The organism is Enterococcus sp. DIV1682a (genome assembly GCF_051711005.1).
Taxonomy (GTDB): Bacteria; Bacillota; Bacilli; order Lactobacillales; family Enterococcaceae; genus Enterococcus_B; species Enterococcus_B hirae.
Window position 1 is genome coordinate 245,131 of record NZ_JBIOLT010000001.1, and the last position, 14,450, is coordinate 259,580.

Genomic DNA, 14,450 nt, shown 5'->3' on the forward strand with positions numbered 1-14,450 from the left:
CGCCTTTTTCTGCTAAAGTTGAGTGTGTAGATACATGTTAGTGAGGTGAAAAAAATGGGATCATTACCAATGTTAGTCATGTTCGTTGCTCTTTTAGCAATGTGGTATTTTATGTCACGTTCACAAAAGAAACAACAACAAGAACGACAAAATTTACTAGACAGTATGAAATCAGGCGATGAAGTAGTTACAATCGGCGGATTACATGGTGTTGTTTCAGAGATCGACAATGAAAAACGCACAGTTGTTATAGATTGTGAAGGGATTTTTCTAGAATACGATCGAGCAGCCATCAAAACGGTTAAACCTGGAACTGTCGTAACCAATGATTCGACAGTAAATACGGTAGAAAAAACAGAACCAAAAGTTGCTGAAACAGTAGAAGTGAAAGAAGAAGCTACTGAAACTGTTGAAACACCTGAAGATAGTAAAGAAAACAAATAGGTAAAGCTTAGTAGTTGAGTCTGAGACGGTGTCTCGGGCTCTTTTTTTATCCTAAAACTCTGACTTTGTTAAGTTTTGAATAAACTGTTTTTTTGATAAAATACTTTGGATAATTAGGATAATAAATAAAAACACTGATAAATAAAGGATTTAATCGAAATTTAAAAAACTGTGAAAAAAATCACAATAAAGGTTTACATCTGAAAAGGTTTGTTGTATGATGAGAATGTGAATTAATTAACAAACAACCATGACCCATTAGGAGGAAGACAATGGCTAAAGTAATGGAGAAAGAACAACCAAAAACTATTGATGTTCAAGGAATGATTGATGAATTAGCAACGAAAGCAAATGTCGCATTAAAAGAGATGGAAAACTTTGATCAAGAAAAAGTAGATCATATTGTGCATGAAATGGCAATGGCAGCATTAGATCAACATATGCCGTTAGCTAAAATGGCAGTTGAAGAAACTGGTCGTGGGATCTATGAAGATAAAGCGATCAAAAATATGTATGCTTCTGAATATATTTGGAATAACATCAAGCACGATAAAACAGTTGGTGTCATCAATGAAGATGTTCAAAAAGGCTTGATTGAAATTGCTGAACCAGTTGGTGTGGTTTGTGGGGTAACTCCAACAACTAACCCAACATCAACGACAATTTTTAAATCAATGATCGCGTTGAAAACAAGAAACCCAATCGTTTTTGCATTCCATCCAAGTGCTCAAAAATCTTCTGCTGAAGCAGCACGTGTCGTTCGTGATGCAGCGATCGCAGCTGGCGCACCTGAAAATTGTATTCAATGGATTGAACATCCATCGATTGAAGCGACTTCAATGTTGATGAATCATCCAGGGATCGCAATTGTTTTAGCTACTGGTGGGGCAGGAATGGTGAAATCTGCTTATTCAACAGGAAAGCCAGCTTTAGGTGTTGGACCAGGTAATGTACCAGCATATATTGAAAAAACAGCAAAAATCAAACGAGCAGTGAATGACTTGATCGTTTCTAAAACGTTCGATAACGGAATGATTTGTGCTTCTGAGCAAGCAGTAATCGTTGACAAAGAAGTCTATGCTGCAGTTAAAGCAGAATTCCAAGCACATCAAGTCTATTTTGTGAAACCTGCTGAACTTTCAAAATTAGAAGATGCAGTGATGAATGAAGGTAAATACGCAGTAAATCCAGCAATCGTTGGACATTCTGCAATGGACATTGCAAAACTAGCTGGCATCAAAGTTCCAGAAGGGACAAAAATGTTAGTAGCTGAATTAGAAGGTGTCGGAGCGGATTACCCTCTTTCACGTGAAAAACTTTCTCCAGTACTTGCAATGGTTAAAGCAAACAATACAGAACATGCCTTTGAATTATGCGAAGGAATGTTGAACTTAGGCGGGTTAGGCCATACTGCAGTGATTCACTCAGAGGATGAAGAGCTACATGTGAAGTTTGGTCTACGGATGAAAGCTTGCCGTATCTTAGTAAATACTCCTTCAGCAGAAGGTGGAATCGGAAATATCTACAACGAAATGATCCCTTCACTAACTTTAGGTTGTGGTTCATATGGTAAAAATTCTGTTTCTAGAAATGTAAGTGCCATCAACTTGATCAATGTCAAAACTGTAGCGAAACGGAGAAATAATATGCAATGGTTCAAATTACCACCAAAAATCTTCTTTGAAAAGAACTCTTTGCTTTATTTAGAAAAAATGGAAAACGTAGAGCGTGTCATGATCGTTTGTGATCCTGGTATGGTGCAGTTTGGTTACTGTGATACGGTTCGTGAAGTACTATCAAGACGTAAAAATGATGTGAAAATCGAAGTCTTCTCAGAAGTTGAGCCAAATCCTTCAACAAACACAGTCTATGCAGGAACGAAATTGATGGCTGATTTCAAACCAGACACAGTGATTGCATTAGGTGGCGGTTCTGCAATGGATGCTGCTAAAGGAATGTGGATGTTCTATGAACACCCAGATACTTCATTCTTTGGAGCAAAACAAAAATTCTTAGATATCCGTAAACGGACATATAAGATCGATAAACCAGAAAAAACACAATTTGTGTGTATTCCGACAACTTCAGGAACGGGTTCTGAAGTAACACCTTTTGCCGTTATCACAGATAGTGATACACATGTGAAATATCCATTGGCAGATTATGCATTAACACCAGATGTAGCAATCGTCGACCCACAATTTGTCATGTCAGTACCAGCTTCTGTCACGGCAGATACAGGGATGGACGTATTAACTCATGCGATTGAGTCTTATGTTTCTGTTATGGCTTCTGATTATACAAGAGGATTGAGCTTACAAGCAATCAAATTAGTCTTCGATTACCTAGAAAAATCAGTGAAAACTCCTGATATGGAATCACGAGAAAAAATGCACAACGCTTCTACAATGGCAGGGATGGCATTTGCGAACGCCTTCTTAGGAATTTGTCACTCAGTTGCGCATAAAATTGGTGGAGAATATGGTATCCCACATGGTCGTACAAATGCCATTTTATTACCACATATCATCCGCTATAATGCAAAAGATCCACAAAAACATGCAATGTTCCCTAAATATGATTACTTCCGTGCAGATACAGACTATGCAGATATTGCTAAGTTCTTAGGGTTAAAAGGACAAACAACAGCGGAATTAGTTGAAGCTTTAGCAACAGCAGTTTATGAATTAGGACAATCAGTTGGAATCAATATGAGCTTGAAGGCGCAAGGTGTGACACAAGAAACCTTAGATTCAACGGTTGACCGTATGGCAGAACTTGCTTATGAAGATCAATGTACAACAGCAAATCCAAAAGAGCCATTGATCAGTGAGCTAAAACAAATCATTCTTGATGCTTATAATGGTTAATTCAATACAATTATAGTTAATCAAGAGGTTGAGACAAAAGTGTTCAGCATCAAGAAATAAGAAGGAATTTCCGAAAATTGCTTCTCAAATTTTTGGTAAATTTCGGCTTATTTCCGAAGATGCTACTTTTGTCTCACCGTGAACAAGAGGTCGTGAAAAGAGTGTTTTGACCTGAGCGTTAAGGATGGAAATCGCGAAACAGCTTCCCATGTTTTGAGATTTTTTGACTTATCGCCGAAGGTCAGCTCTTTGAACACCGTTTATTCGTTTTTAGAGATACTAGAAGAGACTGAGACAACTTTTGTCCCAGTCCCTTTTTTTGTCGGAAAGGGGATCAATATCGTTAGAACTAGCGTAGGAATTTCTTTTGTTAGAAAAAAACGATTAATTCGCTTTTTTAGAAAAAGTAGTTTTATCAAGACCAATGAACCATGTTACTTTAGATAAGTAAAAATGAAAAAAGGAAGGAAGTTGTTAGGATGACAAAACCATTATTTGAGAAAACAAAAAATCAAGAAAATATGGGAAAAGAACAATTGATGTCAACCGTTGATTCATTAGAAGTCAAATTGCGGGAAAACTTAGAACCACTTGAAAACGTACACAAATGCACTGAGCTATACATAGAGTTGAAAAATGAACTAAAGAGAGAAATTGAAGAACGGGCTAAGAAAAGAGAGGATTGGTATAAGAAAAAGCATTCTCAAATTAAAAAAAAGGAAGATTGTGAGCAGGAACTTCAAAACGCAGTGAAAGCAAAAAAAAATGCATTATATAAAAGCACCAAGCGAGTACATGGTGAAACGATCAAGAGCAAAAAAAAAGAGCTTAACGAAATAGCAAAAGAAATCAAAAATTGCAAGTCTGAGATAAAAAAACTGACGAAGGAAATGCAGTATTTAACTGGTAGGAGAGGTGAAAAATGGATCGATCATTCTTTATTAAAGTACGTGGTGAACACTAAAGTTGTCGCAGATGAAAAAAATACACCGGAGGATGACAAACTAAAAGAGGAAGCAGCAACAAAAAATAATGTAGTAACAGAAGAGGAAGCAGCAACCGAAAAAAATATAGCAGCAAAAGAAAAAGTAACAACAAAAGAACTAAAACTGGTTACTAAAGAATTGACTGAAAAACAACGAAAGCAACAATTAAAAAATAATCTCCACAATCTTAAGGAGCTAGATCAAACGTTAAAAAAATTAGGGAATGTAAAGAATCCTTGTTTTAATCAAAATAAAATAGACTATTATGTCATAATACGTTTATATCTTAAAAGATCTATGCAGCTAGAAAAAATTATACGATTCAGGATTAACCCTGGCGGAAAAACGCTCAATCTATTTAGTGGTGGTAAAGTGGATAAAAAACGAAAAAAAATAGAACGAGATCTTCAGATGAGTTGGAGAGATATTTATAGTTACCTACTAACCAATCCAGATAACTTTAAGCGTGAAACAGCAGTTCAGGAAAAACAGCAGGGGAAAAAACAATTGACTGATCTAATAAGCAAAGAACTAGGGAAAGTATGTGAAACGAGTAATCCTGAGATAGGGAAGGGGATGGGTATAATAAAACCTAGCGCTCCGCCAATGATGCCAGGAATGGAATTATAGCCGTTTGTCAAAGATACATAGGTTTTATTTTTGTTTATCAGATGCAAAAGAGTTGGTATCCTATTATTTATCGCATGAAAACTAGAACAAACGTATGAGGCGATTGGTGAAGGATAAAATAGAGTCAACGCCATAAGAAAATCTCATTCTAAGAAAACTTTGTATTTTTGTAGACAAAAAAGGTCGTCATTCATCTTTTCGATGATTGGACAACCTTTTTGAGTTGAATCGATTTGTTTATTTCTTTCGTGTGCCATATTTGGTCAGAGGGATTCCTCGGGCTTCGCACCAATCTTTAGTAGTTCCAGATAAGATCAAGGGTTGGTGATGAAGTTCTTGGATAGTTTTAGCTCCTACCATGGTCAATAGCCGTTGAAGTTCTGCTTGCCATTGTTGGACTAGTTGGATCGTTTCTGCCACGCCGTGTGTCATGAGATGCGTTAAGATCGTTCCAGAAACGCCTACTGCATTGGCACCAAGACAAAGTGCTTTGAAGAGGTCGAAGGCATTGCGAATACCACCAGAAGCAAGAATCTCTACTTGATGTTGGGCTTCGTTTGCCTCTAGCAGAGAAGTAACCGTTGATTGTCCCCAATCGACTAAATAATCTAACTCTCTTTTTTTGCGACGAGCATTTTCGATTTGAGTGAAGCTGGTTCCGCTTCGGCCACTGATATCGATTGTCTGAACCCCCAACTCGGCTAGTTCATCAATCGTTTCTCTGGTCATACCAAAACCGACTTCTTTCACGATCAAAGGAACCGAAATGCCTTCGCTGATTTCTTTGATCAATTCTTTCCAATTGGAAAAATCACGATCCCCTTCAGGCATCACCAATTCTTGTGGTGCATTGAGATGGAGTTGTAAAGCATCGGCTTGAAGTAGTTCAATCGCCTCTTTTGCTCGTGCTAAAGAGGTGCCGGCTCCTACGTTGGCAAGGATCTTTCCTTCTGGATAAACGTCACGCATGATCGTGTAAGAATCGCTTAAAGCAGAATCTTTTAAAGCTGCACTGACTGAACCCGTGGCAATCATTAAATTTGTTTCTTTTGCGATCATCGCTAGATCATGGTTGATTTTTTTAGTTTTTTCACTTCCACCAGTCATAGCATTGATATATAAAGGATAGTCTAAAGTTAAGCCAGCAACAGTCGTATGTAGATCAATCTCTGACATGGAAACTTCAGGTAAGGGGTTATGAACGATTCGAACCGTATCAAATTCATTTTTTTGTTTACTATGAAAAGCTTTAGCTAATGAGACATGTTCATCTTTTCGATTCATCCTTTTTCCTTTCGTTGGTTACTATAGACGTGTAATGGCAAGGGTGTAATTTCTGCTAATTCCCAAGCGCTCATCAAAGGCAAGATACCGGATTTTTGATCCACGATTACGATACCACAATCGCCACCACCTGCTCCAGATGATTTTGCTGCACCCTCGTATTCTTCTGCTAAGCTACATAATTTATTTAAAGCAGGGGTTTCGATCAATACGCCCGTAATTGACGATAGCTCATGGAGTAGTTGTCGGTTTTTCCTGATCATGGCTTGGATCAAATCAATGTTATTCTCTTTGAATCCTTTAATCATTTCATGAACGCATAATGTACTGTCTTGTAAAAATTTTTGATAGGCTACCATTTTTTCCTTACGTGAGCGATGGACTTGATCGACTAAATCAGAAGTTGATGCAGGACTGCCAGTCCAACCAATCAGTAAACGCAGATCTTTCGGTGTCGGAAGAGACTCAATGGATAAACCAGGCCAATCCATTTCGATGAGTTCAACGATTGTATGTTGTTTTTCTTGTTCTTGGAGCCACTGGTGATCAAAGGTTGAAAAAGCAATCCAACCACCATAACAACTAGCTGCAATATCTCCACAAGAGCCATTATCTTGAACCGTTAAATTTGCTAGTGCAGCAATTTTGAAAATTTCAATCTGTGTAAGATTTAACGCATAAAACATATTCAATGCCTTGACTGTTGCGACAGTTACGGCGCCACTTGAGCCTAGACCGTATTTGCGTCCGTTAGAACTATCCAATTCACTTGTCACTTTTAGGTCATAAAAAGAAAGTAAAATATTTTTTTCTCGTGCGTATTTTTCAGTCAAACGAATGGCAGCAAGGATATAATGAAATGGATTTTCACGAATATCCAAGACAAGTTCACCATCACGCCGAGTCCAACGAATCGGCATGCCACTATATTGCTCAGATTGGATGCTGCCGACTTTTCGTGCGGTTTCAACGGTTACAGTAACAAACTGATCAATGGCTACGATGATAGCCGGATGTCCGGTTTCAACAACTGCGTATTCTCCAGCAATATAAAGTTTTCCTGGTGCAGATACTTCAATCATAAAAATCTCCCTTTATTCAATAATCGTCATTCCTGGACCTGCAAAAGCCGAAATGACTTGTTGGCTACTAAATAAGTCACTAAATGCTGTTTTGACCTTATCTAGATGGTCTTTTTGAACTAGCACTTTCACATTTGGCCCAGCATCCATAGTAAAGTAACAAGGAATCCCTTGGTTTCTTAAATCCCGCACCGCTTGCATGGCTTTTAAACTATCAGGAGACCAGTAGGTAAATGGCGGACGTGCAGCTAATGTCGTTCCATGCATTTTTAACCCATTTTGTTCCATAGTTTCACCTAGAAGTTGAAAGTTCTTAGTTTTGATTGCTTGTTTTAATTGATAAAGATCGGCTTCGACAGAATCTAACCATCCTTGATAAAAACTTGAAGTTTCAACCGTTCGGCGCATACCATCACGACTTGAGACATCTTTTTTTTGCTCATTCAACAATAGAAAGACCATCGCTAAGTGATCTTCAAAACCGTCTGAGGAAATTGGATGAGCATACGAACTTTGATCATCGTGTCCTTTTTCCCATTCAACAAATCCACCAAAAATACTCCGACAAGCGGAACCTGATCCTCTACGAGCCAGTCTTGATAAAGCTTGGTCATCTAACCCTAATTCCAATGCCTCGTTGCATGCTCCGGCTAAAGCCGCTAAGCCGCTGGCAGAAGAAGCTAAACCCGCAGCAGTCGGAACGAAATTCTGGCTGATCACTTTTGCTTTTTTCGTGGTACCCGCTTTTTCTCTCACAATATCCAAAAAAGTACTGATTTTTTTGGTTGCTTTTTCATCTTGCAATTGATTATCTAAATAAAATTGGTCTTCTGTGTAAGCTTCTGAAAAGCTGACTTCAGTTTCCGTATAAAATGCATCTAATGTGAGTGATAAGCTGTTATTCATCGGGAGAATCAACGATTCATTTTTTTTACCCCAGTACTTGATAAGGGCGATATTCGTATATGCTCGTGCTTTGCCTTTAAACATAGGTATGTACTCCTAATCCTTGAATCCAAGTTGCAGCTGCTCCCGCTTGTAAGAGGGCTTCGCTGATTTCTTGGGCTTTTGTTTTTGTTTGAGCTAGCGCAATCATGCAGCCACCTCGACCACCACCAGTTAGTTTTGCTCCCAAAGCGCCTGAATCTCTAGCGGTTTCGATCAATACATCAAGAAAATCGTTGCTGATCGTTAAATTTTTTAAAATTAGTTGGGCTTCATTCATCGCTTGGGCTAAATGCTCGGGGTTATTTTTAACAATGGCTTTTTTGGCTTGCCTTGTTAAGTATCCTAGTTGTTGGATTTTTTGTCCAACTTTCTGCTGATCTTTTTCAAATAAATGAGCAACGTCTTTGACCACTGCTCGCGTCTGACCTTTGATTCCGGTATCAGCGACAATCAAAAAAGCGTCGATATTTAAAGAGAAATAATCAAACGGGTGTCCTTTCACAAAGTAGATTGGTTCTAAACTGCTTGTTGCCGCAGCATCGATACCACTAGGATTACCATGGGCAATTTTTTCTGAAATTTGGACATTTGTCAAGAGCTGTTCGCGAGAAAGTGGTTGTTCGAGATAATCGTAAAAGGCACGAGTAACTGCCGTAGCTACTGCAGCGCTTGAGCCCATTCCACGTTCGGCAGGGATAGTGCTGTGAATAGTTAACTCTAATGATTGCTCAATTTGCAGTTCCTTTTTTAAGTTGAATACTAACTGCTTGATGTTTTTTAACGAATGTGGGGCATCACGCAATATTCCTGTATAGTAGGAAGAAACAAGCTGATCTCCTGACGAAGTGATGTGTTCATTCAAGGAAGCAACTACTTTTGCTGCCTGAAAAGGAAAAGCGATTGCCGGTTCGCCGTAGACAACTGCATGTTCGCCCATCAGAATAATTTTACCATTTGATTCCCCTTGGCCATAATTTGCCATAATCTAACTCCTTCTTTTATTCCCATAACTTTTTTGAGCAAAAAATAAAGCGCCTTGGATCCTTTGCGCTAACGAACAGATTGTATAACATAGAAGTTCAAAAAACAATTCATCTTTATTTTACTAAAACCTTCACAGAAGTAAAATAAAGAATACGTTTTCTGTTGAAAAACCTCTTTTTTCTTAAGATTTTATTGAATTTTATGAATGGAAATATCCTGTTATTCCTAATTGACACCACCAGATATTGGGGGTATATTTAAAAAGAATTGGAAAAAGACACAACATTTAGTGATAAAGTGAGTTGGAGGTTAATGAGTGTGATTGTTTTAGCAGGTACCATTGGCGCTGGAAAATCAAGTTTAACAGAAATGATGGCTGAACACTTTGGAAGTCGAGCTTTTTATGAGTCAATCGAGGATAATGAGGTATTGCCTTTATTTTATGCCAATCCTGAGCAGTATGCGTTTTTGTTACAAATCTATTTTTTGAATAAACGTTTTGAAAGTATCAAGCAGGCAATGAAAGAAGACAACAATGTTTTAGATCGTTCGATCTATGAAGATTCTTTGCTTTTTCATTTGAATGCTGATTTGGGTCGGGCAACTGAAACAGAAGTTCGAGTATATGACGAGCTATTAGCAAATATGATGGAAGAGTTGCCGTATGCCGCACATAAAAAACATCCGGATTTATTGGTCCATATTCGTGTTTCATTTGATACGATGCTTGAACGGATCGAAAAAAGAGGACGATCATATGAACAACTTTCCTTCGATCCAAGCTTATATGATTATTACAAAGAATTGAATCGTCGCTATGATCAATGGTATGACGAGTACAATGAAAGTCCCAAAATCCAAATTGATGGCGATCGATTCAATTTTGTGGAAGATCCCCAAGCAAAAGTAGAAGTGCTGAACATGATTGAAGCAAAGTTAGCAGAAATTCGTCAAGAAGTCTTTGTTTCTTGAGTCCAATAAAAAATGATAGTATAAAGAAGACAGGATCTAACTTCGATAGCTAAGCCGAAGAAATTGAAAATAGGAGAGCTATTTTCGCTTTTCATCGGCTTATTTATTTTTAAAAGCGAGACAGCGGTCAGAAGTGCTAACGATTTGTAAATTCGCCAAGAATACTTAGAAGAATCGTCGTGAGATACCTAATGAATCTATCGAAGCAGGAAGAAGGGGAAGGTATGAGAGAAAAACATTTTTTTAATTTTGATCAAAATTTTTGGCTGAATGTGCCTAGAGATGATGTAATGGGAATCAAAAATCTTAAGGAAGAGTATGGCATTAGTGATGAGATGCTTACCTATTCTTTAGACAAAAATGAACGTGCTCGTGTGGAATATGATACTCTTGATGATATTTTACTTTTAGTCACCAATGTTCCTCATCAACAAAAAATCGAAAACCACTATGAAACAAGTCCAGTAGCATTTATTCTAAAAGAAAATGGTCTATTTACATTTACGACTCAAAATACAGAATATGTGATTCGCCTGATTCGTTCAATCTTAGATCGAGATTCCGAGATAAATGTATATAGTTTACTTTTTCGTACGCTCTTTCTAATTTCAGATTCCTTCTTCCCGTTGATTGAAGAAGTGAATAGTGAACGACAACGCTTAAACCAAAAGTTGCGAGAAAAAACTACGAACCGCAATTTACTAGCTTTATCTGACCTCGAAGTTGGTTTAGTTTATCTAGTGACTGGTACAAAACAAAATGTCGTATTATTAGAACAAATCAAAGCATTAGCGATTTATCGAAAGCTCACTGAAAAAGAGAAGGAACAATTGGATGATGCATTGATCGAAGCAAAGCAGGCAGTGGAAATGACCAATTTGGCCTCCCAGATCCTTGATCAACTTTCGGGAACGTATAATAATTTGTTGAACAACAACTTAAATGACACGATGAAATTTTTGACAGTCTGGTCGTTGATTCTGACTGTTCCTACCATTGTGACAGGCTTTTTCGGTATGAATCTACAATTGCCTTTTACACATTCTGTCTTTGGTTGGGGGATTGCCTTATTCATCAGTCTGATATTGTCAGTTTGGATGCTGATCGCATTGTGGCGTAGGATTCGGTAGTTTCTAGGAAGACTGTCACCAAAAAAGTTGAGTGTCTGATGAAGGGTGTGTTTCGATAGCTAAAAGTTTTTTTATTTAGACAAGTATACAACTAAAGTAATTAAATGATTGGGGAATGTTTCGATAGTCTCTAGTGAAAAAGATTGACAAAGAAATCTATATTTGCTATACTATTGAAGTTGAGAAATAAAAGCAGAAGCACCCGCTTCTCGCCTTAGTTGATTCAGTCACTGGGCTAGATAGTTTTCATCTATTGAATTAGGTGAAGTACGTGCGGGTTCTGGAAGAGAACTCGTTTTTTTATTGCCGAATATTCGGTACGCTTTTCTTTCTCTCATAATATTTGGAGGTGAATGACCATAGCAAAGGATATGATGGTTAACGACGGCATTCGTGCACGTGAGTTACGATTGATCGGTTCAGATGGTGAGCAATTAGGAGTTAAGACAAAAGCAGAAGCATTGAAAATTGCAGAACAAGCAAATTTAGATCTTGTGTTAGTTGCCCCAAGTGCGAAGCCACCAGTTGCGCGAATCATGGACTACGGAAAATACCGTTTCGAGCAACAAAAGAAAGACCGCGAGGCGCGTAAAAAACAAAAAGTGATCAATGTTAAAGAAGTTCGTTTAAGTCCAACAATTGACGTGAATGACTTCAATACAAAACTTCGTAATGCACGTAAGTTCTTAGAGAAGGGCGATAAAGTGAAAGCTTCTATCCGCTTCAAAGGCCGTGCCATTACCCACAAAGAAATTGGTCAAAAAGTCTTGGATCGCTTAGCTGAAGAAACAGCTGATATTGCGACAGTTGAGCAAAAAGCGAAAATGGACGGACGCAGCATGTTCTTGACGCTGGCACCGAAAAACGACAGTAAGTAATTTGAATGACTCACTGACTGTTGGACAGTCGATAGTCGGATAACGAAAGATTTTGAGGAGGAAATATAGTCATGCCAAAACAAAAAACACACCGCGGATCAGCAAAACGTTTCAAACGTACTGGTAAAGGCGGATTAAAACGTTTCCGCGCGTTTACAAGTCACCGTTTCCACGGTAAAACTAAAAAACAACGCCGTCAATTGCGTAAAGCAAGCATGGTTTCTAGTGGCGACTTCAAACGTATTCGCCAACAACTAGCAAAAATGAAATAAAAAAAACAAAAAGATCGAAATTTGAAGATTTATTTTTATTAGGAGGAATTAAACATGGCACGTGTTAAAGGTGGAACAGTCACTCGTAAACGTCGTAAAAGAATGCTAAAATTAGCAAAAGGTTACTACGGTTCAAAACACACTTTATTTAAAACAGCAAAAGAACAAGTAATGAATTCATACAACTACGCATATCGCGATCGTCGTCAAAAGAAACGCGACTTCCGTAAATTGTGGATTGCTCGTATCAACGCAGCAGCACGTATGAATGGCTTGAGCTACTCAAAATTGATGCACGGTTTGAAATTAGCTGAAATCGACATCAACCGTAAAATGTTAGCCGACTTAGCTGTCCACGATGCAGCAGCATTTACTGCATTAGCTGACCAAGCTAAAGATGCTTTAGCTAAATAATCAAATAAACGTTGTTAAACCAACGTATACCCCGCTTTTATCGAGCGGGGTTTTTCTTTTGTCACAGAATTGACCCAGACTTTTTCAAAATCTGATAAAAAATTAATGAGCGATATCTCTTTCAGACATTATAAATTGACCAAGCAAGTAGAAAATATGAAGATGAAAGATGGAATAAAATGGTGTTATGGATATTCAAACTATATTAATCATCAAGGAATACCCGTTTTAAAAGGTATTCAGCGACAAAAATTTCAAAGAGAACAAATAGTTTTTGTTGATTTTTTTGGAGGATTCGGGGAAGAATTAACTTTTGACCATAATGCTGTAGTGTTACAAGCTGGAATTAAAGGATTAGTAGTCGCTCCTATAACCTCATCTCCTAGATATTATCAAGATATAAATAATCCATTGTTAGTACAAATAAAACAAAAAACTAACAATCAAGGTAATTTATTGTATAACTCTACTATTAGAATAGACCAACTAAGATATATAAGTCGTAGTAGAATATTGAAAAGACACGGACTGATATCTGATGGAGCAAAGTTAGACGAAATATCTTTAAAAATATCTCAGTATCTTACTCCTTTTTTATTGAAACAGATGGAAGAGGATATAGCAGAAAGTAAACAAAAAGCTAAAGAAGATGTGGAGAAGTTGAATGAGCAAATCAAACTCTTACAAGAAGAAAATTTTAGATTAAAAGAATTAAATAGAAGAAGCCAAGAAGGTTTATAAGTGGCTTGACAAAAAAGAATTTAGAAAATACAATTAATTTGTAAATAAGAATTAACCGTATACAAATAATACTATTTTTCGGTGCATCAATTTAATTTTGATGGGACCCTTACACGAATGAAGTGTAAAAGATTTTTTATCCCTTGTGCTTTTAGCATAAGGGATTTATTTATGTTCTAAAAATTTGTGCGCTATGAAAAATGATGTGGGTGAAGAGAAATCTTAGAATAATTTGAACAGAAAGAAGAAAAGATTCTTTCACGATTTCTTGTTCTAGAAGGTGTTTATACATAGGCAAATTGAAATAAACCTTAATGTTTCAAAAAATGAGAAAGTATTTCGAAAAGTATTTTCTTATTTTCCTCGGAGTCCAAAACTCCCCTCAGTCTCTTCGGGTGTCTCTAAAAGTGAATAAACGGTGTTCAAGCATCAGCTCCTTGAAATAAGCCTGAATTTTTCAAAATATGAGAAGCTATTTTAAAAAATTCTTTCTTATTGTCATCAGAGCTACCCGATGTTTTCACGACCTCTTGCTAAACGGCGTTCAAGAAGCAACTCCTCAACAATAAGCGATGATTTTCTAAAATATGAGTAGCTATTTTAAAAAATCCTCTCTTATTCGCTCGGAGCTGAACGCTTCTTTCACGACCTCTTGCTATTACGATAATCTTGCTTATGCTGTCTTTTTTCGAATAACGAACAGGTCAGGTGCTTTGTCTTTATCTCCCTTTTTCAGGGTCGGAGAATAGGGTTAGTCCTTTGATTATTCGTACATAACACGCTTTTATGGTTACTGATGATTGTTTCCTTATTTG

Annotated in this window: 13 protein-coding genes and 1 other annotated feature; of the genes, 9 read left to right on the forward strand and 4 right to left on the reverse strand. The window is 37.4% G+C overall.

Annotated elements, in window-relative coordinates; genetic code table 11:
- Positions 1-54: 54 nt before the first annotated feature.
- From yajC to IGJ23_RS01175, 3 genes are all read left to right on the forward strand, one after another.
- Entirely contained in the window at positions 55-444 is a 390-nt protein-coding gene (gene yajC, locus IGJ23_RS01165; protein WP_010720295.1) for a preprotein translocase subunit YajC, read from the forward strand.
- 272 nt (positions 445-716) lie between these two features.
- The gene (gene adhE / locus IGJ23_RS01170) at positions 717-3,314 is read left to right on the forward strand and encodes a bifunctional acetaldehyde-CoA/alcohol dehydrogenase (protein WP_207431836.1); all 2,598 of its coding nucleotides are present in this window, start codon (positions 717-719) and stop codon (positions 3,312-3,314) included.
- Between the two features lie 521 nt (positions 3,315-3,835).
- The gene (locus tag IGJ23_RS01175; protein WP_438774530.1) at positions 3,836-4,930 is read left to right on the forward strand and encodes a hypothetical protein; all 1,095 of its coding nucleotides are present in this window, start codon (positions 3,836-3,838) and stop codon (positions 4,928-4,930) included.
- A gap of 237 nt (positions 4,931-5,167) precedes the next feature.
- On the opposite strand, the gene fni is transcribed toward IGJ23_RS01175, so the two are convergent.
- From fni to mvk, 4 genes are read right to left on the reverse strand one after another with little or no spacing between them, the layout of a single operon-like run.
- Entirely contained in the window at positions 5,168-6,214 is a 1,047-nt protein-coding gene (gene fni, locus IGJ23_RS01180; RefSeq protein ID WP_207431838.1) for a type 2 isopentenyl-diphosphate Delta-isomerase, read from the reverse strand.
- The gene (locus IGJ23_RS01185) at positions 6,211-7,296 is read right to left on the reverse strand and encodes a phosphomevalonate kinase (RefSeq protein ID WP_010720289.1); all 1,086 of its coding nucleotides are present in this window, start codon (positions 7,294-7,296) and stop codon (positions 6,211-6,213) included. The genes fni and IGJ23_RS01185 overlap by 4 nt, the downstream gene beginning before the upstream one ends.
- A gap of 12 nt (positions 7,297-7,308) precedes the next feature.
- Complete coding sequence (mvaD, locus tag IGJ23_RS01190) at positions 7,309-8,286, reverse strand: diphosphomevalonate decarboxylase (RefSeq protein ID WP_207431839.1); 978 nt, start codon at positions 8,284-8,286, stop codon at positions 7,309-7,311.
- A complete protein-coding gene (gene mvk, locus IGJ23_RS01195) occupies positions 8,279-9,226 on the reverse strand; it encodes a mevalonate kinase (protein ID WP_010720287.1) in 948 nt (315 codons plus the stop codon). Before mvk ends, mvaD begins: the two co-directional genes overlap by 8 nt.
- Positions 9,227-9,540: 314 nt before the next feature.
- Between mvk and IGJ23_RS01200 the strand changes: the two genes are divergently transcribed.
- The 6 genes from IGJ23_RS01200 (at position 9,541) to IGJ23_RS01225 (ending at position 13,635) form a co-directional block, all read left to right on the forward strand.
- Positions 9,541-10,200 carry a deoxynucleoside kinase gene (locus IGJ23_RS01200; protein ID WP_025480266.1) on the forward strand — a complete coding sequence of 220 codons (660 nt, stop codon included), beginning with the start codon at positions 9,541-9,543 and terminating at the stop codon, positions 10,198-10,200.
- Positions 10,201-10,424: 224 nt separating this feature from the next.
- Complete coding sequence (locus IGJ23_RS01205) at positions 10,425-11,330, forward strand: magnesium transporter CorA family protein (protein WP_010736889.1); 906 nt, start codon at positions 10,425-10,427, stop codon at positions 11,328-11,330.
- A 184-nt stretch (positions 11,331-11,514) separates the two neighbouring features.
- Positions 11,515-11,640, forward strand: a sequence feature (ribosomal protein L20 leader region).
- Between the two features lie 43 nt (positions 11,641-11,683).
- Positions 11,684-12,208, forward strand: coding sequence for a translation initiation factor IF-3 (gene infC / locus IGJ23_RS01210; RefSeq protein ID WP_010720284.1), 525 nt, complete (start codon positions 11,684-11,686; stop codon positions 12,206-12,208).
- 71 nt (positions 12,209-12,279) lie between these two features.
- Complete coding sequence (rpmI, locus tag IGJ23_RS01215; RefSeq protein ID WP_002289309.1) at positions 12,280-12,480, forward strand: 50S ribosomal protein L35; 201 nt, start codon at positions 12,280-12,282, stop codon at positions 12,478-12,480.
- Positions 12,481-12,534: 54 nt separating this feature from the next.
- Complete coding sequence (gene rplT, locus IGJ23_RS01220) at positions 12,535-12,894, forward strand: 50S ribosomal protein L20 (RefSeq protein ID WP_010720283.1); 360 nt, start codon at positions 12,535-12,537, stop codon at positions 12,892-12,894.
- Between the two features lie 162 nt (positions 12,895-13,056).
- On the forward strand, positions 13,057-13,635 hold the full coding sequence (locus IGJ23_RS01225) for a type II toxin-antitoxin system PemK/MazF family toxin (protein ID WP_438774531.1): 579 nt from the start codon (positions 13,057-13,059) through the stop codon (positions 13,633-13,635).
- Positions 13,636-14,450: the final 815 nt, after the last annotated feature.